24 protein-coding genes are annotated in these 26,277 nt (G+C 64.3%); 7 read left to right on the top strand and 17 right to left on the bottom strand.

Going from position 1 to position 26,277, the window contains the following annotated elements; genetic code table 11:
* Positions 1–49: 49 nt before the first annotated feature.
* The gene (gene quiC, locus NY023_RS10945) at positions 50–1,957 is read right to left on the bottom strand and encodes a 3-dehydroshikimate dehydratase QuiC (protein ID WP_013972059.1); all 1,908 of its coding nucleotides are present in this window, start codon (positions 1,955–1,957) and stop codon (positions 50–52) included.
* Positions 1,958–2,247: 290 nt separating this feature from the next.
* Between quiC and NY023_RS10940 the strand changes: the two genes are divergently transcribed.
* Positions 2,248–3,621, top strand: a complete 1,374-nt coding sequence (locus NY023_RS10940) for an MFS transporter (protein WP_013972058.1) — start codon at positions 2,248–2,250, stop codon at positions 3,619–3,621.
* A gap of 134 nt (positions 3,622–3,755) precedes the next feature.
* Here NY023_RS10940 and NY023_RS10935 read toward each other — a convergent pair whose 3' ends face one another.
* From NY023_RS10935 to NY023_RS10915, 5 genes are all read right to left on the bottom strand, one after another.
* Positions 3,756–5,168: a DOPA decarboxylase gene (locus NY023_RS10935; RefSeq protein ID WP_013972057.1), complete on the bottom strand. Its 1,413-nt coding sequence runs from the start codon at positions 5,166–5,168 to the stop codon at positions 3,756–3,758.
* Positions 5,169–5,349: 181 nt separating this feature from the next.
* Complete coding sequence (locus tag NY023_RS10930; protein WP_013972056.1) at positions 5,350–6,294, bottom strand: LysR family transcriptional regulator; 945 nt, start codon at positions 6,292–6,294, stop codon at positions 5,350–5,352.
* A gap of 138 nt (positions 6,295–6,432) precedes the next feature.
* The gene (locus NY023_RS10925; protein ID WP_013972055.1) at positions 6,433–7,143 is read right to left on the bottom strand and encodes a YebC/PmpR family DNA-binding transcriptional regulator; all 711 of its coding nucleotides are present in this window, start codon (positions 7,141–7,143) and stop codon (positions 6,433–6,435) included.
* 97 nt (positions 7,144–7,240) lie between these two features.
* Positions 7,241–8,632: an FAD-dependent oxidoreductase gene (locus NY023_RS10920; protein ID WP_013972054.1), complete on the bottom strand. Its 1,392-nt coding sequence runs from the start codon at positions 8,630–8,632 to the stop codon at positions 7,241–7,243.
* Positions 8,633–8,647: 15 nt separating this feature from the next.
* The gene (locus NY023_RS10915) at positions 8,648–9,964 is read right to left on the bottom strand and encodes an MFS transporter (protein ID WP_003259277.1); all 1,317 of its coding nucleotides are present in this window, start codon (positions 9,962–9,964) and stop codon (positions 8,648–8,650) included.
* A gap of 244 nt (positions 9,965–10,208) precedes the next feature.
* Between NY023_RS10915 and NY023_RS10910 the strand changes: the two genes are divergently transcribed.
* Both NY023_RS10910 and NY023_RS10905 read left to right on the top strand, forming a co-directional pair.
* Positions 10,209–11,078: a LysR substrate-binding domain-containing protein gene (locus tag NY023_RS10910; RefSeq protein ID WP_013972053.1), complete on the top strand. Its 870-nt coding sequence runs from the start codon at positions 10,209–10,211 to the stop codon at positions 11,076–11,078.
* Positions 11,079–11,278: 200 nt separating this feature from the next.
* Positions 11,279–11,650 carry a DUF2784 domain-containing protein gene (locus NY023_RS10905; RefSeq protein WP_038409294.1) on the top strand — a complete coding sequence of 124 codons (372 nt, stop codon included), beginning with the start codon at positions 11,279–11,281 and terminating at the stop codon, positions 11,648–11,650.
* On the opposite strand, the gene tam is transcribed toward NY023_RS10905, so the two are convergent.
* The 3 genes from tam to NY023_RS10890 all read right to left on the bottom strand — a co-directional run bounded on the left by tam (position 11,640) and on the right by NY023_RS10890 (position 14,080).
* Positions 11,640–12,416, bottom strand: a complete 777-nt coding sequence (tam, locus tag NY023_RS10900) for a trans-aconitate 2-methyltransferase (RefSeq protein ID WP_038409292.1) — start codon at positions 12,414–12,416, stop codon at positions 11,640–11,642. The two genes, NY023_RS10905 and tam, sit on opposite strands and share 11 nt — an antisense overlap.
* 129 nt (positions 12,417–12,545) lie before the next feature.
* Positions 12,546–13,955 (bottom strand): amino acid permease, encoded by a 1,410-nt coding sequence (locus NY023_RS10895; RefSeq protein WP_013972050.1) that lies wholly within the window; start codon positions 13,953–13,955, stop codon positions 12,546–12,548.
* On the bottom strand, positions 13,955–14,080 hold the full coding sequence (locus NY023_RS10890; RefSeq protein ID WP_023661944.1) for a hypothetical protein: 126 nt from the start codon (positions 14,078–14,080) through the stop codon (positions 13,955–13,957). Before NY023_RS10890 ends, NY023_RS10895 begins: the two co-directional genes overlap by 1 nt.
* A gap of 197 nt (positions 14,081–14,277) precedes the next feature.
* Between NY023_RS10890 and NY023_RS10885 the strand changes: the two genes are divergently transcribed.
* Positions 14,278–15,702 carry a PLP-dependent aminotransferase family protein gene (locus NY023_RS10885; protein ID WP_013972049.1) on the top strand — a complete coding sequence of 475 codons (1,425 nt, stop codon included), beginning with the start codon at positions 14,278–14,280 and terminating at the stop codon, positions 15,700–15,702.
* Between the two features lie 178 nt (positions 15,703–15,880).
* Here NY023_RS10885 and NY023_RS10880 read toward each other — a convergent pair whose 3' ends face one another.
* The 4 genes from NY023_RS10880 to NY023_RS10865 all read right to left on the bottom strand — a co-directional run bounded on the left by NY023_RS10880 (position 15,881) and on the right by NY023_RS10865 (position 20,057).
* Entirely contained in the window at positions 15,881–16,213 is a 333-nt protein-coding gene (locus NY023_RS10880) for an EF-hand domain-containing protein (RefSeq protein WP_038409291.1), read from the bottom strand.
* Positions 16,214–16,458: 245 nt separating this feature from the next.
* Positions 16,459–17,481 carry a histone deacetylase family protein gene (locus NY023_RS10875; protein ID WP_013972048.1) on the bottom strand — a complete coding sequence of 341 codons (1,023 nt, stop codon included), beginning with the start codon at positions 17,479–17,481 and terminating at the stop codon, positions 16,459–16,461.
* Positions 17,481–18,722 (bottom strand): Zn-dependent hydrolase, encoded by a 1,242-nt coding sequence (locus NY023_RS10870; protein ID WP_013972047.1) that lies wholly within the window; start codon positions 18,720–18,722, stop codon positions 17,481–17,483. The genes NY023_RS10875 and NY023_RS10870 overlap by 1 nt, the downstream gene beginning before the upstream one ends.
* Positions 18,723–18,752: 30 nt before the next feature.
* Positions 18,753–20,057, bottom strand: a complete 1,305-nt coding sequence (locus tag NY023_RS10865) for an MFS transporter (protein ID WP_013972046.1) — start codon at positions 20,055–20,057, stop codon at positions 18,753–18,755.
* 291 nt (positions 20,058–20,348) lie between these two features.
* Between NY023_RS10865 and NY023_RS10860 the strand changes: the two genes are divergently transcribed.
* Both NY023_RS10860 and NY023_RS10855 read left to right on the top strand, forming a co-directional pair.
* The gene (locus tag NY023_RS10860) at positions 20,349–21,257 is read left to right on the top strand and encodes a LysR family transcriptional regulator (RefSeq protein ID WP_013972045.1); all 909 of its coding nucleotides are present in this window, start codon (positions 20,349–20,351) and stop codon (positions 21,255–21,257) included.
* 88 nt (positions 21,258–21,345) lie between these two features.
* Positions 21,346–21,741 carry a hypothetical protein gene (locus NY023_RS10855; RefSeq protein ID WP_023662326.1) on the top strand — a complete coding sequence of 132 codons (396 nt, stop codon included), beginning with the start codon at positions 21,346–21,348 and terminating at the stop codon, positions 21,739–21,741.
* Between the two features lie 38 nt (positions 21,742–21,779).
* Here NY023_RS10855 and NY023_RS10850 read toward each other — a convergent pair whose 3' ends face one another.
* From NY023_RS10850 to NY023_RS10835, 4 genes are all read right to left on the bottom strand, one after another.
* Complete coding sequence (locus NY023_RS10850; RefSeq protein ID WP_003259987.1) at positions 21,780–22,061, bottom strand: type II toxin-antitoxin system RelE family toxin; 282 nt, start codon at positions 22,059–22,061, stop codon at positions 21,780–21,782.
* Positions 22,051–22,296: a type II toxin-antitoxin system Phd/YefM family antitoxin gene (locus NY023_RS10845; RefSeq protein ID WP_013972043.1), complete on the bottom strand. Its 246-nt coding sequence runs from the start codon at positions 22,294–22,296 to the stop codon at positions 22,051–22,053. The genes NY023_RS10850 and NY023_RS10845 overlap by 11 nt, the downstream gene beginning before the upstream one ends.
* A 243-nt stretch (positions 22,297–22,539) precedes the next feature.
* A complete protein-coding gene (locus NY023_RS10840) occupies positions 22,540–23,646 on the bottom strand; it encodes an alkene reductase (RefSeq protein WP_031325095.1) in 1,107 nt (368 codons plus the stop codon).
* 30 nt (positions 23,647–23,676) lie between these two features.
* Entirely contained in the window at positions 23,677–24,870 is a 1,194-nt protein-coding gene (locus NY023_RS10835) for an MFS transporter (RefSeq protein ID WP_013972041.1), read from the bottom strand.
* A 362-nt stretch (positions 24,871–25,232) separates the two neighbouring features.
* On the opposite strand from NY023_RS10835, the gene NY023_RS10830 reads away from it, so the two are divergent.
* The gene (locus tag NY023_RS10830; protein WP_013972040.1) at positions 25,233–26,219 is read left to right on the top strand and encodes a zinc-binding dehydrogenase; all 987 of its coding nucleotides are present in this window, start codon (positions 25,233–25,235) and stop codon (positions 26,217–26,219) included.
* Positions 26,220–26,277: the final 58 nt, after the last annotated feature.

Below are 26,277 nucleotides of genomic sequence, written 5' to 3'. Positions count from 1 at the left end.
TTGTGTCGCGACGGGCTGCAAGGCCGCTCCTAAAGGGACCGCGCCGGGCTCAGAGGACCGGCTTGCGCGCCGCCCCGCTGCGGGCCTTGGCCATGGCTGCCAGGCGCACCGCGACGTTGGCCGCACCGTAACCGGCATACCCCCCCTTGCGCTGGATGATCTCGAAGAAGAAACGCTCTTCGAACGGCTCGGTATACACGTGGAACAGCTCGCCGCCTTGGGCATCGCGGTCGTACAGCACGTTGTAGTAGGCCAGTTCGCTGAGGAACTCGTCGTCGAAATCGAAACGCGCCGCCAGGTCGTCGTAGTAGTTCAGCGGGATCTCCAGCAACGGTACCCCGGCCAGTTTGGCCCGCGCCACTTCGCGGAAGATGTCGTCGCAATCGAAAGCGATGTGGTGCACGCCCGAACCACGATAGCTGGACAGCGCATGGGCGATCGCGGTGTTGCGGTTTTCCGAGATGTTCAGCGGCAGGCGCAGGGTGCCGCATTGGCTACGCAGCGCGCGGCTCTTGACCAGGCCGTACGGGTCCGGCAGCACTACTTCGTCATCGGCTTCGAAATCGAACAGGCTCTTGTAGAACAGCACCCAGCTGTCCAGCGACTCGGCCGGCAGGGCCAGGGCCATGTGGTCGATACGGCGCAGGCCGCCGGTGGCGGTGGCGTTCTTGTCCAGGCTGAAGTCGGTGTCGTACAGGGTCTGGCCGGCAGTGCCCTGCTCCACCAGGTACAGCAGGCTGCCATCTGGCGCACGTACCGCCGGCACTTCGCACTCGTTGGGCCCGACCAGGCCACGGAATGGCTGGCCACGGAAGGCGGTGGCGCGCTTCAGGGCGGCTTGCTGGTCCTTGACCCGCAGCGCGGTGGCGCACAGCGACGGCCCGTGGGCCTCGAAGAAGTTGTGGCCGAAGGAATAGGGTTCGGCGTTCAGCACAATGTTGATATCGCCCTGGCGCAGCAACTGCACCTCTTTGCTGCGGTGCTTGCCGGCATCGGCAAAGCCCAGGCGCTTCAGCCAGCTGCCCAGGCGCGCGCCGACGGCTTCGTCGACCGCAAATTCGAGGAACTCTACGCCGTCATAGGCACTGGCCGCCGGTGGGGTGAACAGCACGCCGGGCTCGATCGAGGTACCTTCCTGCTCCAGGCGCAGGCGGGTGTGCTCTTCGAGATACAGCAGCGAACGCAGGCCGTCGGCGGCATTCTGCCGGGGCGGTGCGGCGCGGAAGCCGTCGTTGAAGATTTCCAGCGACAGCGGCCCGCGGTAGCCGGTGGCAAGGATGGGCGCCAGGAAACCGGCCATGTCCATCTCGCCCTGCCCCGGGAAACAGCGGAAGTGGCGGCTCCACTCCAGCACATCCATGGCCAGGATCGGCGCGTCGGCCATTTGCACGAAGAAGATCTTGTCGCCGGGGATATCGCGGATCGCGCTCGGGTCGCCCTTGAGCGACAAGGTGTGGAAGCTGTCGAGGATCACCCCGAGGGCCGGGTGGTCGGCCTGGCGCACCAGGTTCCAGACCTGCTGGTAGGTATTGACGTGGCGGCCCCAGGCCAGGGCTTCGTAGCCAATGCGCAGGCCGCGTTTGCCAGCGTGCTCGGCCAGCAGGCGCAGGTCGTCGAGCAGCAATTGCTCTTCACCCAGGGCATCGGCCTGGACGTTGCTGCACACCAGCACCAGGTCGGTGCCCAGTTCCTGCATCAGGTCGAACTTGCGCTCGGCGCGGTCGAGGTTCTTCTGCAAGCGGTCGCGGCGGCAACCCTCGAAATCGCGGAACGGCTGGAACAGGGTGATGGCAATACCCAGGTCGGCGCACATCTGCCGTACCTGGCGCGGGCTGCCGGCGTAATAGAGCAGGTCGTTTTCGAAGATCTCGACGCCGTCAAAACCGGCGGCGGCGATGGCTTCGAGCTTTTCCGGCAGGGTGCCGCTCAAGGACACGGTAGCGATCGAACGCTGCATGGCGGGAGTTCCTTGTTGTTAGAGGATCAAGGCCAGGGCAGGACCTGGAAAATCAGCGCCACAGTTCCTGGCACGATCGATTATTCGCAGGTAAAGTCGTCGCTTCAATCTCTTTGTACGGAATGGTTAGTTTTGCGTTCGATTATCGAACAAAACCGGTTTTAGCGAATTGCCAGCCCACTGGCCCGTGGTCAACATGAACCACAGACGCAGGCACACCGACCCTCGCCTCCTGCCTTGGCGAATCTCCGGCGGAACCTGTGCAAACAACAATAACAACGGAGACAACGATGGCTCACTCCAGCTCTCAAGCCAAGAAAGCGACTGCCAGTGGATGGATAGGCTCGGCACTCGAATACTACGACTTCTTCATCTACGCCCAGGCTGCTGCGCTGATTTTCCCGCAGATCTTCTTCCCCAACACCGACCCGAAAATGGCCATCATCGCCTCGCTGGCCACCTACGGCGTGGGTTACCTGGCGCGCCCGGTCGGCGCCTTCGTGCTGGGCCACTGGGGTGACACCCGCGGCCGCAAGAACGTACTGCTGCTGTGCATGTTCCTGATGGGCCTGTCGACCATGGCCGTTGGCCTGCTGCCCACCTACCACGACATCGGCCTGCTCGCCCCGGCGTTGCTGGTGGTGCTGCGCCTGGTCCAGGGCTTTGCCGTGGCCGGGGAAATCTCCGGAGCCAGTTCCATGATCATGGAGCACGCACCGTTCGGTCGACGGGGCTACTACGCCAGTTTCACCTTGCAAGGCGTGCAGGCTGGCCAGGTGTTGGCGGCGGCAGTGTTCCTGCCACTGGCCTACTTCATGCCTAGCGAAGCCTTCAACGACTGGGGCTGGCGCATTCCGTTCCTGCTGAGCGCCTTCGTGCTGATCGCCGGCTTCATCATCCGTAAGGAAGTGCACGAAACCCCGGCGTTCGTGAAGGAAGAGAAGCAGGACAAGGTCGCCAAGTCGCCGATCAGCGAGGCCTTCCGCCACAGCTGGAAGCACATGGTGCTGGTGATGTTCATGGCCTTGATGAACGTGATCCCGGTGGTCGCTACCATCTTCGGTGCGGCCTACGCGGTGCAACCGGCCTATGGCATCGGCTTCGACAAGAGCGTGTACCTGTGGATTCCGGTAGTCGGCAACATCGTCGCGGTGCTGGTGATTCCGTTTGTCGGCAACCTGTCCGACAAGATTGGCCGTCGCCCGACCATGATCGCCGGTTGCCTGGGCTCTGGCCTGCTTGCCTTCGTCTACCTGTATGCGATCAGCATCCAGAACGTACCGCTGGCGTTCGCCTCGTCGATCGTGATGTGGGGCATGGTGTACCAGGGTTACAACGCGGTGTTCCCAAGCTTCTACCCAGAGCTGTTCCACACCCGCTACCGTGTTTCGGCCATGGCCATCGCGCAGAACATCGGCACCATGCTGACCGCCATGCTGCCGGCGCTGTTCGCCCTGGTAGCCCCGCCCGGTTCGGACAACATCCCGTTGGTGGTTGGTAGCCTGGCGTTCTTCATCACCTGCGTGTGTGCCCTGGCAGCGTACATCGCCCCGGAAACCCATCGCCTGGCGATGGAAGACCTGGGTAACCCCGATGCCAAGCCGATGGACAAGACCGCGTATGAAGCTAGCCGTAAAGGGAGCTTTCAGGCGGTGAGCAACTGAGATTGCAGGGGGCTGCTCTGCAGCCCTTTCGCGGGCAAGCCCGCTCCTACAGGTACCGTGTCAGCTTGAGCCTTGATGCGATCCTGTGGGAGCGGGCTTGCCCGCGAATGGGCCGCAACGCGGCCCCGGCAGTTTCAGCCCTTGACCACTTCCTGCAAGCGCGCCCAGAGCTGTTCGACATGCTCCCGCTCGGTCGGCAATGCGCCAATCGACACCCGCACCATCCACCGCCCATCCAGCGTCGCCGGCGTCACATAGGCATCCCCGGACGCATTCAGCCGTTCGGCCCAGCCCTTGGTATGCGCATCCAGCGCCTCCCCTTCCAGCCCCGCCGGCCGATGGCGAATGCACAATGTCTGCAACTGCACCGGCGCCAGCACCTCCCACTCCGCCGCCGCGCCGATCTGCCCGGCCAGCCACTGGGCATTGTCCAGGTCACGCCGCAGCCGCGCCTGCAACGCCTCGACCCCCTCGCTGCGCAGCATGAACCACAGCTTCAACGCACGGAACCGGCGGCCCAGCGGGATACCCCAGTCACGCAGGTTCTTCACCTCGCCGTCCACCGACGACTGCAGGTAGCTGGGGTTGGTGCTCATGACCCGGATCAGGTGCTGCGGGTCGCGCACGTAGTAGATCGAGCAATCGAAGGCCACGCCCAGCCATTTGTGCGCGTTGACCACCAGCGAATCGGCCAGCTCGATGCCGTCCCACATCCAGCGGCATTCCGGCAGGATCATCGCCGAGCCGGCCATGGCCGAGTCCACATGCAGCCACAGGCCATGGGCCTGGGCGATCTCGCCGATCGGCCGCAGTGGGTCGAGGGCCGTGGTGGCGGTGGTGCCGGTGGTCGCGACCACCGCGCAAGGCTGGTTGCCAGCGGCCAAATCCTGCTCGATCGCAACCTGCAGGGCCTCCGGGCGCAGAGCGTAGCGTTCGTCGGTCGGGATCAGGCGTATGTTGTCGCGGCCAAAACCGGCCAGCAATGCGGCTTTGTCCACCGAGCTGTGGGCATGGGCGCTGACATAGACGATCAGCGGCTTGGCCTGGGCCTGCAGGCCGCCGCGTACCAGTGCGTAATCGCTGGCGCGTTCCCGTGCGCAGATCAGCGCCACCAGGGTGCTGGTGGATGCGGTGTCCTGGATCACCCCGCTCCATTGGCCAGACAGGCCGAGCAGCTGACGCAGCCAGTCGAGGGTGGTTTCCTCCAGCTCGCTCAGGGCCGGGCTGGACTGCCAGGAAAGGCCCAGCACGCCCAGGCCAGTGCTGAGGAAGTCCCCGAGGACCGACGAAAGGGTGCCATTGGAGGGGAAGTAGCCGTAGAAGTCCGGGTGCTGCCAATGGGACAGGCCGGGCATGACCAACTGGTTGACGTCGTCGAGGATCGCTGCGAAAGGTTCGCCTTGCCGGGGGGCCTGAGCGGGCAAGGCGGCCTTGAGATAGCCGGGCTCGACCTGGGCCATGACCGGGCGCTCGCCGACGGTTTGGCGGTAGTCGGCGATCAGGTCGATCAGTTGGTGGCCGTATTGGCGGAATTGTTCGGGGGTCACCTGGGGTCTCCTGTGGGGTTTTTCGCTGCCTGTGCTGGCCTCTTCGCGGGCACGCCCGCTCCCACAGGTATTGCATCGTTTGTAGGAGCGGGTTTACCCGCGAAGAGGCCGGTACAGGCAACACAATGCCCCAGTCTAGGCACCTATCCCGAAGTGAATAACCCCACCTCGCGCATACCTGCTATGGCAAACCCGCATGCCCGCCCTGCACACCGAACTGCGACTGGCGCCACAACTCGAACACCCGGTTGCGCAACCAGCGGTGTTCGGCCGAGGCCTGCAGGCGCTGGTGCCACACCACCCAGTAGCGCTGGCTGTGGTCGATGAAACCCAACGGCCGCCAGGCCAGGTCATGCAGGCGGCACAGCTGCCGGGCGATGTGCTCGGGCACGGTGGCCAGCGCCTGGCTGTTGGCAATCACCTGCACGGTGGCCGAGAAGAACGGCACTTCCAGGCTGACCCGCCGTTGCAGGCCCTGGGCGCGCAAGTGGCGGTCGATGAAGCTGTCCTTGTCGCCTCCGCCGGAAATACGCACATGCTTGTGCGACAGGTAGTCGGCCTGGCTGAGCGCACCGTGGGCAGCCAGCGGGTGGTCGTTGCGCATCAGGCACACTGCCCGGTCCTCGCCCAACAGCCGACCGTGCAGGTTGGGTGGCGACTCGTCGAACAACGTGGTGGCCAGGTCGATCTCGCCGCTGGCCAGCAAGGCGTACTGGCCGGCCTGCCAGGTGCGGTACTCCAGCGATACACCCGGCGCTTCGCGCTCCAGCGCCGCCACCAGCAGCGGCAGCATATGCTCGGCCACGTAGTCCGAAGCGGCCAAGCAGAAACGCCGCTCGCAGCGCCCCGGGTCGAACACCGCGGGTTGGCGCAGGGCGTGCAGCTCCTCGAGAACCTGGCGCAGGGGTTCGACCAGGGCTTCGGCGTGTTCGCTGAGCACGTAACCGCGGCCCTGGCGTACCAGCAAGGGGTCGTCGAAGGCTTCGCGCAAATGGGCCAGCTGGCGGCTGAGGGCGGACTGGCTGACGCCCAGGCGCTCGGCGGCGTGGCTGAGGTTCTTCAGCTGCAGCAGGTGGTCGAGGGTGCGCAGGTGGGCGAGGCTGAGGGAGGCGAAAGCGGGGTTCATCGGGGTTCGGCTCCAGACCGCTGGCGAGGGCTTTGCCCTCGTTTCGCGACACAAGGCCGCTCCTACATGGGTCATGCGTTCCCCTGTAGGAGCGGCCTTGTGTCGCGATGGGCCGCAAAGCGGCCCCAGAGAAGCAGATCAGTCAGTCAGGCCGACATAAACGTTCTGCACGTCATCGTTCTCGTCGATCGCCTCGAGGAACGCTTCCACCTCGGCCAGCGCTTCGGCACTCAGGCTGGCCGCGCTCACCGGGTTCTTCGGGGTGTAGCCAATCTTCGCCGAGGTCACGGTGAAGCCGTGCTCCGGCAGGGCCTTCTGCACGGCATCCAGGTCGGTGGTGTCGGTGATGAACAGGGTCGAACCCTCTTCGTCGCCTTCCTCGAAGTCCTGGGCGCCGGCTTCGATGGCCGCCATTTCCGGGTCGGCGTCGCCGTTCGGGGTGGCTTCGATCAGGCCGACATGGTTGAAGTCCCAGGCCACCGAACCGCTGGCACCCAGCTGGCCCTTGCGGAACAGCACGCGGATCTGCGCGACGGTGCGGTTGACGTTGTCAGTCAGGCACTCGACGATCAGCGGCACCTGGTGCGGGGCGAAACCTTCGTAGCTTACCGCCGAGTACTGCACGGCATCGCCGTCCAGGCCCGCGCCCTTGCGGATTGCGCGCTCCAGGGTCTCGCGGGTCATCGAGGCCTTCTTGGCCTGCTCGATGGCCAGGCGCAGGCGTGGGTTCATGTCCGGGTCGGCGCCGGACTTGGCGGCGATCTGGATCTCTTTGGACAGCTTGCCCATGATCTTGCCTTTGGCGTTGGCCGCGGCTTCTTTATGTTTGGCTTTCCACTGTGCGCCCATGTCGACTCTCTTGTTTCAGCGGCCGGTTCAGGAAGCGACCGGCCAAAAGTGGGTGCAGTTTATACGCCCTCTGGCCTGTATTGGACAAGAAATCTCATCAGCCTTTATCGGCTTTGCCCGCCGCCGCCGCGAACCGCGCCAACCGCACATCCAGCCTCCGCGGCCGCTGCCCGCGGTCCTCTGCCCGCTCCTTGCGGCGGATGGCATTGCGCACCATCAGCGAGCCCAGGTAGCGAATCGGCTCGGGCGGGAACAGCCCCAGCGGCCCCTTGACCAGCGGCGAACGGGTCCATGGGTTGTCCAGCCCCAGCGCCAGCGACGACAGAATCTGCCCGCCCATGTGGCACGGCCCGACGCCGCTGCCGGAGTAACCAAAGCCGTAGAACACGTTGCCCTGCCCGTTCAGCCGGCCAAAGAACGGCAAACCGGTCACCGAGCGGTCGGACGGCCCGTTCCAGCTGGCCGCCAGCGGCACTTGCGCCAGTGCCGGGAAGAACCCGCCCAGGCTTTCACGCAGCAGCGGCCGGTACGGCGACGGCTGGTCGAACACCGGCAACATGTGCCCGCCATAGGCGAAGGTATTGCCGCCCTTGCCGAGCATCAGCCGACCATCGGAGGTGTTGTGGTAGTAATGCACGAATATCCGCGAATCGAGCACGCTGATGCCACTGTCCAGGCCGATCTGGTGCAGCAACTCAGGGCAAGGTTCGGTGATCACCATGTCGCTGGAAACAATCGCCACGCTGCGCTCGAACTGCGGGAAAGCTCGCGCCATCCAGGCATTCAGGCCCAATACCACGCGGTCGGCGCGCACCGTGCCATGGGCCGTGCGCACCTGCACCGGGGCGCCGTGTTCCAGGCCGGTCATGGCGGTGCCCTCATGGATGCGCACGCCACGCTGCAAGGCCACCCGGCGCAGGCCGCGCACCAGCTTGCCCGGCTGCACCGTGGCCGCGGCCGGCGAGAACCAGCCTTCCAGGTGCCGCGCCGAACCCGCCAGGCGCTGCAGCTGCTGCAGCGGCAGGCGGCGAAACGAATTGATCCCCTTTTGCTCCAGCGCGGCGATCACCGCGTCGGTGGCGCCGACCTGCGCGGCGTTGGTGGCGGTGTACAGCGTGCCATCCAGGCGGTAGTCGCAGTCGATGCCATTGGCCGCGCAGAACGCGCCGATCTCACCGATGCTGCGCTCCGACTCACGCACCAGGCGCACCGCCTCGGCCACCCCGAACAACCGCTCGAGGGTGAAGTACTTGGCCGACCACGACAACGCACAGCCACCATTGCGGCCACTGGCACCGGCACCGCAGATATCGGCCTCGATCAGCACGATATCCAGGGCCGGCACCGCTTCCTTGAGCATCAGTGCGGTCCACAGGCCGGTATAGCCGCCGCCGACGATGCATACATCGCAACGGGCATCGCCTTGCAGCGGCGGGCACACCGCCTCTTGCGCCGAATCCAGGGCCTGTTGCAGCCAGAAGGGTCTCATTCGCTCGCTTTCCTTTCAGGTACGCAGTGGCTTGATTGCCATGCTGGTATTCGGTGCCACGTCGGTGCTTTGCGCAGCGCTGGCTGGGCGGCTGTTCCAGTGCGGCAGCAGCACCAGCGCCGAGAACAGCGCGCAGCCGGCAAACACGATGAACACCGTGACGCCATCGAAGTACCCCGGCAGCAGCCCGCCCAGCACCGCCCCCACCGAGCCGCAGCCGTTGACGAAACCTGCTGCGGTGGCACCGGCCTTGGCGGTGCCGAAGTCGATGGCCGCAGCACCGCTGATCATCGAATCCGGCCCGTACAGGGTCAGGCCCATGACGAACAGCAGGGCCACCACCAGGATCACGCTGCCGGTGTGCATGGCCGCCATGAATGCCGCCAGCGCCACGGTCAGCAGCACCAGGCTGATGACACAGGCCGGCATGCGCCGGGCGCCGAACAGCTTGTCGGAGGCCAGGCCGATGATGATCGGGCCGAGCAGCCCGGCAAGTTCGAAGGCTGTCGGGATGATCGCTGCCCCCACCTTGCCCACCGAGGGCATCTGCTCGAAGACGATCACCGGCCCCCACAGCAGGATGGCGTAGCGCGCCGGTTTCAACAGGAAGTACGCCAGCCCCAGGGTCAGCACCGTGCGGTTGCGCATGATCTCCTTCAGGGGCGCCCACACGCTGCACAGGTTGCCGGCCGGGGCCATGCTCTGTGGCTCGGGCTCCACCGCCGGCAGGCCGACGTCTTCAGGCTTGTTGCGCTGCAGGAAGAAGAACAGCACGGCCACCAGTGCCACCACCGCGGCACTGGAGAAGAACGCCGCGTGCCAGGTACCGACCAGGGTATAGGCCCACCAGCCGGCGAACGGCGAGGCCACCAGGCCGCCGAAGGCATAGCAGGAACTCCACAGGCCCAGCACCCGCCCACGCTGCGACGCCGGGAAGAAGCTGCCGATGTTCTTGCACAACCCGGCCCAGCCGGTGGATTGCGCCAGGCCCTGCACCAGCATGCAGGTGGCGAAGATCGGGAATGTGGCGTAACTGCCCATCACCACCGCCGCAACAGCAGAAATCAGCAGGCCGCCGAGCACCACCACGCGTGGGCCAAAGCGGTCGGCAAGCATGCCCCAGGTGAACTGGCCCACGGCGTAGGCGGCCAGGTAGATGGCGTCGAGGTTGGCCATGGCGGCCTTGTCGAGCATGAAGTCGGGGTCTTCACCGATGCCCAGCTTGGCCACCGAGAAGGCCTTGCGGGTGAAGTAGAAGGCGGCGTAGGCCAGCCAGGTAATGGCGAAAATCTGGATACGCCAGCGTTTGAACGCGGCTAGGGATTGGTTCATGTAAGTCTGACCTCTTGCTTGAGTGTGCCGGCAGAATGTGAAGAAACGCCTGTCTTGTTCTTGTGTTACGCACAGCGATGACGAGGCTGTCATCGGGTCAGATGGCGCCGTTTGGGTGCCATGGCCCTGGTCGGCACTTGTGGTGCCAGCGTCGGGCTGACATGCATGGAAACAGTTGCGCTAAGATAAATAAAATCGATTTATCGTATTTCACACATAAGCCCAGCTTGTTACTGAGGTCGTCATGTCGGTTTCCCACGCACAACTCAAGGCCTTCCACGCCGTGGCGGTTCACGGCAGCTTTACCCGCGCCGCCGAAAAGCTGTTTCTTACCCAGCCCGCGGTGTCGGACCAGGTGCGCAAACTGGAGGAGCGCTTCGGCGTCTTGCTGTTCCACCGCAACAAGCGTTCGGTGCAGCTCACCGACCTCGGCGAACGCCTGCTGGGCATCAGCCAGCGCCTTTTCGCCTGCGAGGCCGAGGCCCATGAACTGCTGCAGGATTCGCGTGCGCTGCACACCGGCAGCCTGGTGCTGGCGGTGGACGCGCCGGTGCACGTGCTGCCGCAGATCGCCCGCTTCTGCCAGCGCTACCCGGGCATCCAGGTCAAGATCGAGACCGGCAACACCGACGAGTCGCTGGCCCGGCTGTTCAGCTACCAGGCCGACCTGGCCCTGCTGGGGCGGGACGTCGACGATGAGCGGCTGCACTGCCTGCCGCTGCGTCGCGACCCGATGGTGGCGTTTGTCTCGCACCAGCACCCCTGGGCCAGCCGCGGCGCGATCAGCCTGGCGGATCTGGACGATACGCCGCTGGTACTGCGCGAGCCCGGGTCGGTGACGCGGCAGACGCTGGAAGAAGAAATGCAACGGGCCGGGCTGCGGATTCGCCCGGCGATCCAGGTGGAAGGCCGGGAAGCGGCGCGGGAGGCGGTGGTGGTGGGGATTGGTGTGGGGGTGGTGTCGGCGGCTGAGTTTGGTGCGGATGCGCGGGTGTGCGCGTTGCCGATCGTCGATTGCCAGCGGCACCTGACCGAGACACTGGTGTGCCTGAGCGAGCAGCGCACGCGGCGGGTGGTGGCGACCTTCCTGCAGATGGTGGAGGAAGGGTTGTAAGCCTGTGCCGGCCTCTTCGCGGGTGAACCCGCTCCCACAGGGGCCGCACTAAGGCTCAGATTGGCACGGTACCTGTGGGAGACCAATGCAGGCAGCTCTCAAGCTCTGTGGAGTACCTGTGGGAGCGGGTTCACCCGCGAAGAGGCCAGCACAGGCAACCCAACTATGCTGGGATAACCTCAACCCTCGGCACACAACCCATGCTCTACCGCCTTGCCGCCGACACCCTGGTCCTGCTGCACCTGCTCTTCATCCTGCTGGTGCTGTTCGGCGGCCTGCTGGTACTGCGCTGGCGCCCTGCCCTGCTGCTGCACCTGCCGGCGATGGCCTGGGGCCTGGCGGTGGAATGCCTGCACCTGGGCTGCCCGCTGACCACCTGGGAAAACCGCATGCGCAGCGCGGCTGGTGACGCGGGCTATCAGGGCGGCTTCGTCGAGCACTACATCTGGCCGTTGATCTACCCCGCCGGGCTGACACCGCACATCCAGCTGCTGCTGGGCACGTTCGTGCTGCTGCTCAACCTCGGCGTCTACGGTTACGTGGCCTGGTGCTGGCGCCGTCCTAGCGGGTAGCGATCACGAACAGCCGCGGGAACGGCAACAGCACCTTGCCATCGGTGGCCGGCGGGTAGTCGCGCTGCATCGCTTGCAGGTACATCTGCAGGAAATCCGCCTGCTCCTGCTCCTCCAACCGCCCCAGGTACGGTCGCAAGGCCGAACCCTTGAACCATTCCACCACGGCTTCGGCACCGCCGGCCAAAGGGTGATGATAGGTGGTACGCCACACATCCACCCGCGCACACAACGGGCTGAGCAGATCGTAGTAGAACGCCGCGTTGTGCCGTGGCGGCAGCTGGAAATCGGCGAACTTCGCCGCCCAGGGGCCCTGGCTGGCGATTTCGCGCAGTTGCCGGTGGGCCGGCTCATCCAGGTTGTCCGGGGTCTGCACGGCCAGGCTGGCACCTTCGCTCAGCTGGCGCACCAGGTGCGGGTACAGCGAGGCGTGGTCGGGTACCCATTGCAGCGAGGCATTGGCCAGGATCAGGTCCTGCGGCTCGGGGGCGGACCAGCCGGCAATGTCAGCGATGACCGTGCGCACCCGGGGGATGCACAGCCGTTTACGCTCGCGGGCCTTGTCGATCATGTCCGGGTCGCTGTCCAGGGCCGTCACCTGGGCATCCGGGTAACGTTGCAGCAGCACCTCGGTGGAATTGCCAGGGCCACAGCCCAGGTCGGTGGCGTGGCGTACCGGGCGTGCCGGAACAGTGGCCAGCAGGTCACGCACCGCGCGGGTACGCTCGTCTTCGAATTGCGAATACTGGGTGGCGGACCAGGCCATGTGAAGCTCCTTTGGGCGGGCAATGTGTTCAGCATATGCCATGTAACAGGCGGCCATATACCCCTGGCCCAATAACGCAAAACGGCCGGGTCCCCGAGGGAGCCGGCCGTTTCGAGAAGCGAGTGACGCTTAGTGCTGCTTGCCAGTACGGATCTGGTGCACTACACCCATCGCCACCACGATTGCCGCGGCGATACCGGTGGAAATCACCAGGATCTGGTAGTCAGGCATGAAGGCCATGGTCACCAGAGCAGCCACGATGAACGCGATCACCAGGTAGGTCAGCCATGGGAACAGCCACATCTTCAGGCGTACTTCCTTGCCTTCGGCAACCAGCTTGCGGCGCATGCGCAGCTGCGAGAAAGCAATCACCAGGTACACCAGCAGGGCGATCATGCCGGTGGTGTTCATCAGGGTTTCCAGCACGTCTTTCGGGCGTAGGGTCTCGCTGAAGTTGATCAGCGCACACACCACGGCCACGGCGCACGAACCCATGATCGCGTACACCGGTACACCGGTGCCGGCGCGGGTGATCTTGAAGAACGACGGCGCGTCGCCACGCTGGGCCAGGGAGAACAGCATGCGCGAAGCAGTGTAGTGGCCCGAGATCAGGCAGCTGCTCACCGAGGTCAGCACCACGAAGTTCATCAGCAGCTCGGCATACGGCACGCCCAGCAGCTCCAGGGTGCGGCGGTAGGCGCCATAGCCGGAAACGCCCAGGTGCGGATCGTTCCACGGTACCAGGCAGACGATCAGGAAGATCGAACCCACGTAGAACAGGCACACACGCCAGACCACCGAGTTGGTCGCCTTGACGATCTGCGCAGCCGGGTCCTTGGCTTCGGAAGCGGCGATGGTGACGATTTCCGCACCGAGGAAGGCGAACATCACCCCGAGCAAGGCACCGATCACTGTAGTGATGCCATTGGGCATGAAGCCTTCGGCGGTGAGGTGGCTGATGCCACGCACTTCACCGAACTGCCAGATGTTCAGCACGGCAGCGGTACACACGATCAGGAAGCAGACAATCGCGATCACCTTGATCAAGGCGAACCAGAACTCGAACTCACCGTAGTGCTTGACGTTGAAGAAGTTGACGGTGATCAGCAACAGGGTCGTGGCCAGCACGAACACGTTGACGCTGACGTCGGGGAAGAAACCATGCAGGATCTTGCCCGCCACATAAGCTTCCCAGGCCATGAGGATGACCCAGTACCACCAGTACAGCCAGCCGATGGTGAAACCGGCCCAACGGCCGATGGCGCGATCGGCGTAGGTGGAGAACGAACCGGTGTCTGGCGAGGAAGTCGCCATTTCACCCAGCATGCGCATGATCAGTACCACCAGGATGCCGCCTGCCAGGTAGGCCAGCACAGCAGCTGGGCCGGCGCTGTGAATCACGCTGCCGGAACCGACGAACAAGGCGCCGCCGATAACCCCGGCGATCGACATCATCGTCAGGTGGCGCGACTTGAGCGAGGCACTGAGCTTGCTCTCATGCCCGCTTTTCGCGGTGGTGGTTGTGGATGTTGCGTCCATCAGTTGTGTACCCCGTGCTTCTTTTTATCCAAGGAAAACTGTGAAACCCCGATGGCTGGCGGTTTCACGTACATCAGTGCTAATGCGCGCAGGATGGTGTGAGCGAACACACGCAGGCCTTCCATGGCGGCCTGCTGACGCGCCCCAGGGCAGGCGCCTGGAGCGAACTGAACATGCTTTAGGTGGCGATATCTGACACCTAATGTAAAAATGTCCGACGCAGAGAGCCATGCACAGTGGCATGAAACTCGCACTGCACTGTACAGGTCGCCCTTGCAATACACCTTGCAAACGCCGGGCGATACGCAACCTGAAGGCCCAAATGTTCGAATTACATCCAGACTCCTCGACCCCGCTGGTGAACCAGATCATCGACGGGCTGCGCGAGCTGATCGACAACCAGACCCTCAAGCCAGGCGCCAAGGTCCCCTCGATCCGCGCCTTTGCCGCGAGCTATTCGGTGAGCACCTTCACCGTGGTCGAGGCCTACGACCGTCTGGTCGCCCAGGGCCTGCTGGTGAGCCGGGGCAATGCGGGGTTCTTCGTCAACCGCGCGGCGGGCGAATTGCTCGACCCGCACAACGCCGAGGCCGACACCAGTCGACCAACGTTCAACTCCGAGTGGTACCTGCAGCAGATCTTCGAAATCCGCCAATTGCCGTTCAAGCCCGGGTGCGGCTGGCTGCCCAACGACTGGATGTATGAAGACGGCCTGCGCCGCGGCCTGCGCCAGGTGGCCGGCAGCCCGCTGGAGCTGTCGGGCTACGGCGACCCCATGGGCCTGATGGAGCTGCGTGCACTGACCGCACAGAACCTGCAGCAGGAACTGTCGATCGTTGCCAACCCGGCGCAGCTGATGCTTACCCATGGCGCCAGCCAGGCCCTGGACCTGGCCGCGCGCACCCTGGTGCGCCCGGGCGACGTGGTGCTGGTGGACGACCCCGGCTACCCCAACCTGATGAGCATCCTGCGCACCCAGGGCGCGACCCTGGTCGGCGTGCCGCGCACACCGGCCGGCTACGACCTGAACCAGCTGGAACAGTTGCTCACCCACCACCGCCCCACTGCATTCTTCACCCAGCCGCACCTGCACAGCCCGACCTGCTCGCGCACGCCGCTACCGCAGCTGCACCGCCTGCTGCAACTGGCCAGCCAGCACGGCTTCCGCCTGGTGGAGAACAACCTGTACGCCGACATGGTCGCCGAACCGCAGCCGTGCCTGGCCAGCCTGGACCACCTGCAGCAGGTGGTATACGTGGGCAGCTACTCCAAGAGCATTTCGCCCAATGTGCGGGTCGGCTACATGCTGGCCAACCCCGAGCTGATGCAGAAGCTGCTGCACCTGAAGATGCGCTCTGGCCTGACCACTTCGCAGGTGATGGAGCGCGTGGTGTATGCCGCGATCATCGACGGGCGTTGGCGCAAGCACCTCAAGCGCCTGCGCCAGCGTTTGGCCGAGGCGCACCAGGAAGTTGGCCGGCATCTGCATCGGTTGGGCTTCGAGCTGTTCATCGAGTCGGATGAAGGGATGTATATCTGGACCCGCCACCCGGCGATTCCAGACAGTGCGGCGTTGCTGGATGATGCGCTGGAGAAAGGCATCATGCTCGGGCCTGGGCAGTTGTTCATGGTCGATGCCAAAGCGACCGGGTGGATGCGGTTCAACGTGGCGTTCAGTACCGAGCCGACGATGTGGGAGTTGCTGGAGAAAGTGTTGGTGAAGCATGTGCGGCGGGGTGGGGTGTAACGGATTGCGGGGTGTTCGCCACAACACCTTCAGCGCCTATGAGATTGAGCGCCGCCCGCGCGGCGCTTCGCAGCACAAGGCTGCTCCTACATCTGTTTCGGGCCAATCTCGCGAATGGGCTGCAAAGCAGCCCAGCGATATGCACAACCTCCTGTCAGGCTCGAAGCCTACCAGGCCTTTACTCCAACTCTACTGCAACAGGAATCTTCGACAGTGCGGCCTTGAACTCATCGAACGAAATATAGCCATCACGATTGGTATCATTAAAAGCCAAGCATTTTTTCTGTAAGTACGTGAACTTCTGGGCAACCTGCTTGAGCTTTTCCTCCAGCAGCCTGTGCTGCTCATCGAGGTAAGCGCGTTCAAAATGCAGGCGATCAAGCTGCCCTTTGAAATATTCCAACACCTCATCGTTGGAAACTTTGCCATCCCGATCTGAGTCCACCTCCGCATAATCCAGCAGGATCGGCAGGTCGAGCAAATTGGTGTTGGCGACTTTTACACTTCCCATGATCAATCTCCGAAAGAACAGTGAATTCCCTGTACTGCGGCGACAGACTCACACGCTCTCCGAAGCCGGACAACTGACAAAAATATCAGTTGCCCCGTGTCTTTATTCTGGACTAATGGCATTGCCCTCGGCTGCCCCGACCCGCTAACCGGTAAACAACCACTCGAAGGCGATGGCGTACCCGTGGGAGCGGGTTCACCCGCGAAGAGGCCGGCAGCCATTCCTCAGCTGCCGGCCCCTGGCACTTATCGCCAGTCCGCCTTGTCGGCAAAAAACGCCTGCGCGTTCGCCTCCAGGCTCTCCAGGTGATACCCCCCTTCCTGCACGATCAGGCACGGCAAGCGCATCGCCCGAATCCGCTCGCCCAATACCGCAAACCCTTCAGTCGTCACCGCCACCTTGCTCTGCGGGTCGAGTTCGTAGATATCGAACCCCAGCGACAACACCAGCACCTCGGCGCCAAAGTCCTTCACCGCCGCCAGCGCGATCTCCAGCTGGCCCATGAAGTCCGCTTCGCTAGCCCCATGCGCCATCGGCAAGTTGAGGTTGTACCCCTCCCCCGCACCGCTGCCACGCTCGTCCGCGAACCCGGCCACACCCGGGTAAAAGTTGGTGGGGTCGCCATGCACCGACACATACAGCACATCCCGGCGGTCGTAGAAGATTTCCTGAATCCCCTGCCCGTGGTGCATGTCGGTATCGAGGATGGCCACGCGGCTGTAGCGGCTGCGCAAGGCCTGGGCAGCGACAGCGGCGTTGTTGATGTAGCAGAAACCACCGGCCGCATCGAAGCGCGCATGGTGGCCTGGCGGCCGGCACAGGGCATAGGCCGCCGGCTCGCCGTCGAGAATGGCCTTGGCACCGGCCACTGCGCTTTGCGCAGACCAATAGGCCGAGCGCCAGGTGTGTTCGCCTACAGGGCAGCTGCCGTCAGCCAGGTAGCGCCCGGCCTGGGCGAGGATGCCGCGCAAGGCGTTGGGTTCACGCACGAAGATGTTGGACATGACCTCGTCGCCCCAGTCCTCGGGCACTTCCTTCCAGCGCGCATGGGCCTCTTCGAGGAAGGCCAGGTAGGCCTCGCCATGCACTGCCTTGAGCGGTTCGAGGCCGGCGTCCTCCGGCTGACGGATGTCGAAGCCCAGATCCTTGGCCGCCTGCAGCAGGCGCTGGGCGCGTTCGGGGACTTCCTGCGGGGTGCGCATGGCGCCGCGCGAGTAGTAGCTGCGTGGGTGGTGCAGCAGTTGTTCGGGGTGGAAGTAACAACGCATCAGGCATCTCCCTGTTCGATACGGCCCGCGCGGGCCAGCACGGCATTGAGCAGTACATCGGCACCCTGGCGGGCGTCGTCGGGCAACACGTCTTCGGCTTCGTTGTGGCTCAGGCCGCCGACACAGGGAATGAACACCATGGCGGTCGGGCAGTAGCGGGCCAGCAGGATGGCGTCGTGGCCGGCGCCGCTGACGATCGACTGCTGGGCATAGCCCAGGCCATCCACCGCCTGCTGCACGGCGGCTACGCAATCGGCATCGAATGGCGTGGCCGGGCTTGTCCAGTGGCGCTCGATACGCACCTGCAACCCGCGCTGATTGGCGATGGCTTGCAGCTTCAACCTCAGGTCGCGTTCCATCGCCTCGATGGCTTCATCCCGGTGATGACGCAGGTCGACGGTGAACTGCAGCAGCCCCGGAATGGTGTTGCGCGAGGACTTGGCAATGGACAGTTCACCCACCGTGGTCAGGCCTTCAGGGACAAAATCGGCAGCCAGTTGCTCGACCGCCTGGATCATCCGTGCGGTGCCGAACAGGGCATCCTTGCGCAGCGGCATCGGCGTGGTGCCGGCATGTGCGGCCATGCCTTCGACCGTGACGTCGAGCCATCGGAGAGCCTGCCCGCCGCTGACCACGCCAATGGCCTTGGCGTTGTCTTCAAGGATCGGACCTTGCTCGATATGCGCCTCGAAATAGGCATCGACCTGGCCGCCAAGCGAGCGCCGGCCGGCGTAACCAATGCGTTGCAGTTCGTCGGCGACGCTGATGCCATTGGCATCGCGAATGGCCAGCGCTTCGTCCAGTGCCAGGGTGCCGGTGAACACCGCCGAGCCGAACATGGCCGGGGTGAAGCGGGCGCCCTCCTCGTTGGTCCATACGGCGATTTCCAGCGGTTTGCGCGTCTGGATGTTCAGATCATTGAGCCGGCGCACCACTTCAAGGCCTGCCAGCACACCGTAAACGCCATCGAAACGGCCGCCCTCAGGTTGGGTGTCGAGGTGGCTGCCCATCATCACCGGCGCTGCATCGGGGTCGCTGCCAGCGCGGCGGGCGAACAGGTTGCCGATGGCATCCACAGTCAGCGTCAGGCCGGCTTCGCGGCACCAGTGGCTGAACAGTTCACGGCCAGCCTTGTCCTCGTCGCTCAGGGCCAGGCGGCAGCTGCCGCCACGGGCGGTAGCGCCGATTTCGGCCATGGCCATCAGGCTCGCCCACAGGCGTTCGCCATTGCTTTTCAACATGTGCGGGTACTCCAGAAAAAAGCGGTTCGATCAGGCCAGTTCCAGGCGCTGGCTGCGGGCGTACTGGCGCGCCAGGGCGAGCACGCAGACCAGCGAAATGGTTGCGATCAAGGTGTAGAACACCGCCATCGGCCACCATTGGCCGGTGAAGGTGTGGGCCAGCCACGTACCGATCAGCGGGGTCAGGCCGCCCGCGATGGCGCCGCAGATCTGGTAGGCCAGGGAAATGGCGGTGTAGCGCACGCGGGTGTCGAACATGCCGCTGACATAGCCGGCGATCACCGCGTAGAACGACGCCATGCACGCGGCTGCCAGGGCGATGCCGAGCACGATCAACGGGCCCTGGCCCGAGCTGACCAGCACGAACATCGGGTAAGGCGAGGCCATCGCCAGCAACGCGACCAGGGCCAGGAAGCGGGTAGCGCCGATTTTTTCCGATAGCCAGGCGGCCAACGGCTGCACGCAGAACTGGATGATCGCCACGAAGAACAGGCACTCCAGGATCAAGGAGCGCTCCAGGTGCAATTGCGTGGTGGTGTAGCTGATCATGAAGGTGTTGGTGAAGTAGACCCCGGCAATACCCAGGGTATTGGCACCGATGCACAGCAACAGCGGGCGCCAGGCCGTGCGCAACACTTCGAATACCGGGGCCTGCTCCTTGCGCCGGGCCTTTTCCGCCTGCTCGCGGCTGGCGATGAACTCGGGTGACTCATTCACCCCCAGGCGAATCGCCAGGCCCACCAGCAGCAACAGCGCGCTGGCCAGGAACGGCACGCGCCAGCCCCAGTTCATCAGGTCTTCTTCCGGCAGGCGGGTGACCGCGCCGAAGGCCAGCAGCGACAGGATCAGGCCCGCCGGGCTGCCCAGCTGGGCGAACGAAGCGAAGAAGTTGCGCCGGCCCTTGGGTGCATGCTCACCGGCCATCAGCACCGCCCCGCCCCACTCACCGCCCACGGCAATACCCTGGACGATGCGCAGCAGGATCAGCAGTACCGGCGCGGTGGCGCCGATTTGTGCGTAGGTCGGCAGCAGGCCGATGCCCACGGTGACGATGCCCATCATCAGCAAGGTGATGACCAGCGACTTCTTGCGGCCGATACGGTCGCCCACGTGGCCGAAAACGATGCCCCCCAGCGGCCGGGCGAAGAAGCCGACGGCGAAGGTACCGAACGCGGCCATGGTGCTGAACAGGCTGTTGTCGGAGGGGAAGAACAGCGCGCCGAACACCAGGGCGGCGGCGGTGGCGTAGATGTAGAAGTCGTACCACTCGATCATGGTACCGATGAACGCGGCGGCGGCGGCACGGCGTGGCTGGGGGGAAGCGGTGGGCTTCATGGGGGCTCCTTTGCTTGTTGTTCTGGCAGGAGTTGTCAGGGGCACGGGGGCGCTCTTGTGGCGCTTGGCCTGTTGGTCTGGTGTCAGCTTCTTCGCGGGTAAACCCGCTCCCACAGGGCTTGCACAAGGTCTGCAAGCGCTGCAGTACCTGTGGGAGCGGGTTTACCCGCGAAGAAGCCAACACCGATTCGGCAGGCCTCGATATCTGCGATTTATCGGCCCGGGGCTATGATTAGTCAATTTTCTATTTATTATTCGAAATATTAGCCTTGCTTATTATCGAGCCCTGCCATGCCCGACCGTCTGCTCAACGACCGCCTCGACTGGAACCTGCTGCGCACCTTCCGGGTCATCGGCCAGGAGCTGTCCATCAGCCGTGCTGCCGCCCGCCTGCACCTCACCCAGCCGGCAGTGAGCCAGGCGCTCAAGCGCCTTGAAGAACAGCTTGGCCGCCAACTGATCGCCCGCCGCGGGCCGCGCTTCGTGCTGACGGAAATGGGCGAGCAGCTGTTCCAGCTGGCTGGCGAGGTCTATGGGCAGATGTCGCAGATCGGCGGCTTGCTGGAGCAACCGGCGGACGAACTGGTGGGCAAGGTACGCCTGCTGATGATCAGCCGTATCGTCAACGAACACTTCGACGACTTCCTCGCCGACTTCCACCGCCAGCACCCGCGGGTGGAGCTGGAGATCGACGTGATGCGCAGCTCCGACATCGTTGCCGCCCTGCAGGAGAAAACCGCCACGGCGGGCCTCAGCCTTAACCGGCGTGCGCAGCCACGGCTGGAGCAACGGTTGTTCCTGCGCCAGCGCTATGCGTTCTTCTGTGGCAAGCACCATGCCCTGTTCGGCCAGGACGAAGGCGACCTGCAGCGGGAGAATTTCGTCAGTTTCACCAGTGACCAGATTGGCGGAATGCTGTCGCCACTGACCATTTTCCGCGACCAGCAGGGGTTTGCCGGGCGGATCGTGGCCTCGTCACCAAGCCTTGAGGAGGTACGCCGGCTGGTGATTGCCGGGTTTGGCATAGGTTGCCTGCCCGAGCATGTGGTAGCGCCGGATGTAGACGCCGGGTTGCTGTGGAAGCTGCCGCCGCAGGAAGGGATTGCCGATGTGGATATCCACCTGTTGTGGAACAGGGAGCAGCGCTTCAGCCGCGCGGAAGAGGTGTTTATCGAGGCGTTGCAGCACAGCCTTGACTGAACGCAGAGCTGGGGTCGACGAGCACTGGACACGATAGTGGCCAATTAGTAGCATCCAGCCCAACTGAACATTACGGACAATCTCAGTCATGGATCGAGCTACCGGGGTCATTCGACGCCCTATTCATCACCCCATCCGCCCCTTGATCACTTGGGAAGAAGCATGGAAGGGGCCCGACGAGGGCTTGATCCGCTGCTGGGAGATTGGCCGTGAGCGGGCTCTGGCCCAGCCAGAACTTGCCCGGCACTGCGCCGATGGCGCACTCCCGGTGCTAGGTTGGAAAGGTGGCCATGATCGCGCATTGAAGAAACCGATGAAGTACGGTTCGTTCAAGTACCTGGCGCAATGGCAGGGCCTTCGCGGCGAGGATCTGTTCATCGATACGCGAACAGAGCTCACCCTGACCTGTAATCACACCGGCATGCTGACAACGTTCACACCGGACCAGGAAAAATACGCCAACGCTGTGATGCTGATGGAATAGCAACGAGGAACAGAGGGATGGCTACACCGTGATGATGTTTACCGCTTCTGAGCGGATCGATACACCTCGCTACGCTCGCGTTTGCCAACCGATACCACCACTACAACGATCCGCTCGTCCTCGACTCGATAGACGAGGCGATATCCAGAGGCCTTGAGCTTGATTTTGTAGTGGTTCGGCAGGTCACGCAGCGCGTCGGCCTGTACCTTGGGTGACTGCAGGCGCTCGGCGAGTTTTTTCTTGATCTGTTCGCGCACGGTGTGGCCTAGCTTGCCCCACTCTTTCAGTGCCGAAGGCAGGAATTCGAGTTTATAGGTCATCCAGGGATACCGGTACGCCTTTTTCACCCAACCTCGACTTGGCCAGTTCGCTCAATTCGAGATCTTCCAAGCGTTCCATCATGGCCTCGTACAGTTCGGCCGGCACCATGTAACCCATCACGCGGTTGTGATTGAGCACGGCGACGGGCATACCCGCAGCGCCGGTCATCACCGCGGATGGGTTCTTTTTCAGTTCCGACACGCTTACGGCCACGTCAGCGAATATGTTTTGCATGTTTTCACCCTCAAAAGAGAGCCATATTTTGGTCCATATATAGGACACAAACAAGTCGTCACTGCTCAAGCACAGAGGTGAGACACGACAGGCGAAATGCCGTCTTTTTGGGAGATCGCCCAGCCCTCTGAATCCAACGCGGTGCATGGCACCGGCTGCGCCGGTGTTCGCGGCTAAAGCCGCTCCCACAGGGTCCCTGCTAACTCAATGAGTCATTTGCAGTTCCATGAGGAGCGATCGGGGTCAGGCTGTTGCCAGTGCCGGGTAGTCGGTCAGGCCATGGGCATCACCACCGAACAGCGTGGCCCGTTCGTGCTCGGCCAGGGGCGCATTCAGCTTCAGCCGCGCCGGCAGGTCCGGGTTGGCCACGAATGGCCGGCCGAAGCCGACCAGGTCAGCCCAGCCCTCCTCCAGCGCGCGCCGTGCACGTTCGCCGGTGTATTTGCCGGCATACACCATCACCCCGGGGAACACCGCCCGCAGCTGTTGCTTGAAGTCCACCGGCATGTCCGGCGCGTCATCCCAGTCGGCTTCGGCAATGTGCAGGTAGCCGATGCCGATTTCGCCCAGGCGCTTGGCCGCTGCGGTATAGGTGGTGACCGGGTCGGCGTCGACACAGCCATTGAGCGTGGTCAGCGGCGCCAGGCGTACGCCTACACGCTGGGCGTCGCCGGTACCTTCGACCAGCGCACGGGTGACCAGGTCGAGGAAACGCAGGCGGTTTTCCAGCGAACCGCCGAAGCGGTCGGTGCGGTCGTTGGCGCCGGAATCGAGGAACTGGTTGACCAGGTAACCGTTGGCCGCGTGCAACTCGACACCGTCAAAACCGGCGGCCATGGCGTTGCGCGCAGCCTGGCGGTATTGCTCGATGATCTCGGCAATTTCCGCTTCGCTCAACGCGCGCGGCTTGGAAGCCTGGACAAAGCCTGGCGTGCCGTCGGCATTGTCGATGAACACATTCACGCCTTCAGCCTGCATCGCCGAGGACGACACCGGTGCCTGGCCACCAAGCAGGCTGCTGTGGCTGAGGCGGCCGACGTGCCAGAGCTGGGCGAACATGCGCCCGCCCGCGGCATGCACAGCCTCGGTGACCAGGCGCCAGCCGTCGATCTGCGCCTGGGTGTGGATACCCGGGGTGCGGGCGTAACCCTTGCCCAGTGGCGAGATCCAGGTGCCTTCACTGACGATCAGCCCGGCACTGGCGCGTTGTGCGTAGTACTCGGCCATCAGCGCGGTCGGTACATCGCCAGGCTGGGCAGCGCGGGAGCGGGTCATCGGTGGCATCAGCACGCGGTTGGGCAGGTTGAGGGCGCCGAATTGCAGGGGTTGGAACAGTGGATCTTGAGCCATTGCGAGCATCTCCGTAAGGCGAATCAGGGGTCAGGCGCGGCTGACGACAGGTTGTGACTGGGCAGGTACGCGGCGGTCGAGGCGGCCGCTGTACAGGGTCAGGGCCAGGGCACCGAGGGTGACCAGCGCGGCAATCCATGGGGTGTGCCCGAGGCCGAGTTGTTGCACCACCTGGGCACCGCCCCAGGAGCCACCGGCCACACCCAGGTTGAAGGCGGCGATGTTGAAACCGGCCGCCACGTCGACTGCGTCGGGGGCGACCTTTTCCGCCTGCTGCACCACGTACACCTGCAGGCCCGGCACATTGCCGAAGGCCACCGCGCCCCAGGCCAGTACGGTGATTACCACCAGCACCGGATGCGGCGCGGTGAAGGTCAGCGCCAGCAGCACCACGGCCAGCAGCAGGAAGATGATCGACAGTGCCTTGACCGGGCCTTTGCGGTCGGCCAGGCGGCCGCCCCAGATGTTGCCCAGGGCAACCGAAACGCCGTAGGCGAGCAGCACCAGGGCGACGCTGTTGGCGCCGAAGCCGGCGATGTCCTGCAGGATCGGGGCAAGGAAGGTAAAGGCGATCAGCGAGCCGCCGTAACCCACGGCAGTCATGGCATACACCAGCAGCAGGCGCGGTTGCAGCATCACCCGCAGTTGGCGCAGCAGCGGTGCCGGCTGGCTGTGCTGGATGCGCTTGGGCACGAACAGCAGTGCGCCGAGCAGCGCTACCAGGCCGAAGGCAGCCACCACCAGGAAGGTCACGCGCCAGCCGAAGTGCTGGCCGATGAAGGTACCCAGCGGGATACCGGTGACGAAGGCCACGGTCATGCCACTGAACATGGTGGCGATGGCGCTGGCGGCTTTTTCTTTCGGCACCAGGCTGGTGGCGATGATCGAGCCGACCGAGAAGAACACCCCGTGGGCCAGGCCGGTGAGGATGCGCGCCATGATCAGCGATTCGTAGCTGGGCGCCTGCCAGGCCACCAGGTTACCGGCGGTGAACAGCGCCATCAGGCCGACCAGCAGCAGCTTGCGCGGGACGCGGCCGGTCATGGCGGTGAGCAAGGGCGCGCCGATGGCGACGCTGAGGGCGTAAAGGCTTACCAGCAGGCCGGCCGAAGGCAGTGTCACTGCCAGATCATTGGCGATGGTCGGGATGAGGCCGACGATCACGAACTCCGTGGTGCCGATGGCGAAAGCCGCCAGGGTCAGGGCTAACAAGGCGAGAGGCATTTGAGAATCACCTGTGGAAGGTTGGGATGGATGGATTCTCGGGGGGACGTGGGGACGGGAAAAAGATGGGCGCGGGACAATGAGTTTTGATCTGGAAGCAAAGGTTGCGATGGGGCTGTTGCGAAAGGGTCAATCTTTTGTGTTGCCTGACAGACGCATTCGCGGGCACGCCCGCTCCCACCGGAATTGCACAGGCTCCGGGCTGGTGCTGTACCTGTAGGAGCTGGCTTGCCTGCGATGGGCCGCCCAGCGGCCCCGCTTTTTTGTCCTCCAGTCAAAACACCTTGCCCTCACCGCACCTTTTTCCCACGCCCGATCCCCGCTAGCCTGCCGCCCACACCCGTCTCGTAAGGACCCGCACCATGCCAACCCATCATCAAGCCTGGGCCTGGACCCCGAACGCCGGCCTCGACGGCCTGCAACTGCTGCGTAAACCCCTGCCACAACCCGGCCCCGGTGAGGTGCTGGTGGCCAACCGCGCCATTGCCCTCAACCCGGTGGACTGGAAAATCTGCGAGTGGGGCCACCCGGCCTGGCAGCAGGGCACGGTCCCGGGCGTGGATGGCGCCGGTGTGGTAGTCGCCGTTGGCGCAGGCGTCGACATGCCGTTGGGCAGCCGCGTCGCCTACCACCAATCGCTGGCGCGTGACGGCAGTTTTGCCGAGCACTGCCTGCTCGATGCAAGCCTGGTCATGCACATCCCCAGCGCGCTCAGCGACACTGCCGCGGCCGCCGTGCCCTGCCCCGCCCTGACCGCCTGGCAGGCCCTGGCCAAGGTACCCGAAGGTGCCAGCCGCGACGTGCTGGTGATCGGCGCCGGTGGCGCGGTGGGCTTCTACCTCGCGCAGCTGGCCGCGCAGCGTGGCCTGCGCGTGTGGGCCAGTGCCGGCCAACACCACCACGCCTCGCTCAAGGCCCTCGGTGTGAGCGGGGTGTTCGACTACCACGACGCCGACTGGCAGAACCAACTGCAGGCCGCCCTGGGCGAGCGCCCGCTGCATGCCCTGTTCGACACCGTCAGCGGCGCCCATGCCGGCAGCCTGGCCCACCTGCTCGGCTACAACGGCCACCTCGTGTGCATCCAGGACCGCCAGGAAACCGCACCAACGCCCGCTTTCAGCACGGCGATCTCGCTGCATGAAGTGGCGCTCAACAGCATTCATGCCTACGGCCAATTGGCAGACCGCCAAGCCCTGCGCGTGGCCGGTGAAAAATTGCTGCAGGCCATTGCCGATGGTCGCCTGATCGCGCCACAGCGCCGCGAGTTCACCTTCTCGGCTTTGCCACAGGCTCTGCGGCAGCTGAAAGAGGGCCAAGGCACAGGCAAATGGGTGACGCGCCTGGACTGAACGCCAAATGCGAAAACTTGGATCCCATTCTGCTACAAGGTATGCTGAGCAATAGCTA

Origin of the sequence: Pseudomonas sp. NBB, from assembly GCF_032701105.1 — a bacterium.
Lineage (GTDB): Bacteria > Pseudomonadota > Gammaproteobacteria > Pseudomonadales > Pseudomonadaceae > Aquipseudomonas > Aquipseudomonas asiatica.
This window is presented reverse-complemented; position numbering and strand designations above follow the sequence as displayed.

What these genes read in the sequence shown, in the direction of transcription:
- NY023_RS10880 (WP_038409291.1), bottom strand. Translation starts at nt 16,213, where the DNA reads ATGGGAAGTGTAAAAGTCGCCAACACCAATTTGCTCGACCTGCCGATC.
- NY023_RS10910 (WP_013972053.1), top strand. Translation starts at nt 10,209, where the DNA reads ATGTCGGTTTCCCACGCACAACTCAAGGCCTTCCACGCCGTGGCGGTT.
- NY023_RS10920 (WP_013972054.1), bottom strand. Translation starts at nt 8,632, where the DNA reads ATGAGACCCTTCTGGCTGCAACAGGCCCTGGATTCGGCGCAAGAGGCG.
- NY023_RS10860 (WP_013972045.1), top strand. Translation starts at nt 20,349, where the DNA reads ATGCCCGACCGTCTGCTCAACGACCGCCTCGACTGGAACCTGCTGCGC.
- NY023_RS10835 (WP_013972041.1), bottom strand. Translation starts at nt 24,870, where the DNA reads ATGCCTCTCGCCTTGTTAGCCCTGACCCTGGCGGCTTTCGCCATCGGC.
- NY023_RS10875 (WP_013972048.1), bottom strand. Translation starts at nt 17,481, where the DNA reads ATGCGTTGTTACTTCCACCCCGAACAACTGCTGCACCACCCACGCAGC.
- NY023_RS10870 (WP_013972047.1), bottom strand. Translation starts at nt 18,722, where the DNA reads ATGTTGAAAAGCAATGGCGAACGCCTGTGGGCGAGCCTGATGGCCATG.
- NY023_RS10940 (WP_013972058.1), top strand. Translation starts at nt 2,248, where the DNA reads ATGGCTCACTCCAGCTCTCAAGCCAAGAAAGCGACTGCCAGTGGATGG.
- tam (WP_038409292.1), bottom strand. Translation starts at nt 12,416, where the DNA reads ATGGCCTGGTCCGCCACCCAGTATTCGCAATTCGAAGACGAGCGTACC.
- quiC (WP_013972059.1), bottom strand. Translation starts at nt 1,957, where the DNA reads ATGCAGCGTTCGATCGCTACCGTGTCCTTGAGCGGCACCCTGCCGGAA.
- NY023_RS10890 (WP_023661944.1), bottom strand. Translation starts at nt 14,080, where the DNA reads ATGGAAGGCCTGCGTGTGTTCGCTCACACCATCCTGCGCGCATTAGCA.
- NY023_RS10895 (WP_013972050.1), bottom strand. Translation starts at nt 13,955, where the DNA reads ATGGACGCAACATCCACAACCACCACCGCGAAAAGCGGGCATGAGAGC.
- NY023_RS10905 (WP_038409294.1), top strand. Translation starts at nt 11,279, where the DNA reads ATGCTCTACCGCCTTGCCGCCGACACCCTGGTCCTGCTGCACCTGCTC.
- NY023_RS10930 (WP_013972056.1), bottom strand. Translation starts at nt 6,294, where the DNA reads ATGAACCCCGCTTTCGCCTCCCTCAGCCTCGCCCACCTGCGCACCCTC.
- NY023_RS10855 (WP_023662326.1), top strand. Translation starts at nt 21,346, where the DNA reads ATGGATCGAGCTACCGGGGTCATTCGACGCCCTATTCATCACCCCATC.
- NY023_RS10845 (WP_013972043.1), bottom strand. Translation starts at nt 22,296, where the DNA reads ATGCAAAACATATTCGCTGACGTGGCCGTAAGCGTGTCGGAACTGAAA.
- NY023_RS10885 (WP_013972049.1), top strand. Translation starts at nt 14,278, where the DNA reads ATGTTCGAATTACATCCAGACTCCTCGACCCCGCTGGTGAACCAGATC.
- NY023_RS10915 (WP_003259277.1), bottom strand. Translation starts at nt 9,964, where the DNA reads ATGAACCAATCCCTAGCCGCGTTCAAACGCTGGCGTATCCAGATTTTC.
- NY023_RS10850 (WP_003259987.1), bottom strand. Translation starts at nt 22,061, where the DNA reads ATGACCTATAAACTCGAATTCCTGCCTTCGGCACTGAAAGAGTGGGGC.
- NY023_RS10865 (WP_013972046.1), bottom strand. Translation starts at nt 20,057, where the DNA reads ATGAAGCCCACCGCTTCCCCCCAGCCACGCCGTGCCGCCGCCGCCGCG.
- NY023_RS10830 (WP_013972040.1), top strand. Translation starts at nt 25,233, where the DNA reads ATGCCAACCCATCATCAAGCCTGGGCCTGGACCCCGAACGCCGGCCTC.
- NY023_RS10925 (WP_013972055.1), bottom strand. Translation starts at nt 7,143, where the DNA reads ATGGGCGCACAGTGGAAAGCCAAACATAAAGAAGCCGCGGCCAACGCC.
- NY023_RS10840 (WP_031325095.1), bottom strand. Translation starts at nt 23,646, where the DNA reads ATGGCTCAAGATCCACTGTTCCAACCCCTGCAATTCGGCGCCCTCAAC.